Annotated in this window: 1 protein-coding gene; it reads right to left on the reverse strand. The window is 60.4% G+C overall.

Translation table 11 applies throughout. The features are described from left to right. The coding region (locus SOP95_RS32040; protein ID WP_323609597.1) for a DUF6531 domain-containing protein at window positions 1–384 on the reverse strand (384 nt) is incomplete at both ends.

Below are 384 nucleotides of genomic sequence, written 5' to 3' on the forward strand. Positions count from 1 at the left end.
GGACTAACTCATCAGGCAACGATCCCAAGTAGATCGCCGCTTCAGCCAGGCTATTGGTAATCGCAGGCCGAGAATCAGAAGGCAAGGGCAGGGTAGTCGACCGGTTCTCGTGATCGGTCCACACCACCGAATCACCCTCAACCACCAGCCGATGCGCGAGCGAGTGACTCCAGCCAAACCCCAACCCACAATCCACTTCCACCGCGCTGGTGCGATACAACCGGGTCCACTCAAACGGCAAAATCCCGTCCAGCGCACCATCGGTGAGGGTCAGCAGTTCCTCACCCGTGACCATCGACACCGGGCAGCCGTTAGTGGCCGTCTTGTCCGACGACGCCGCCGCATCCCCAGCCGGATTCTTCCCAATAGCAGGCACATCATCCG

It is taken from the genome of Pseudomonas sp. YuFO8 (assembly GCF_035065025.1).
GTDB classification, from domain to species: domain Bacteria; phylum Pseudomonadota; class Gammaproteobacteria; order Pseudomonadales; family Pseudomonadaceae; genus Aquipseudomonas; species Aquipseudomonas putida_AE.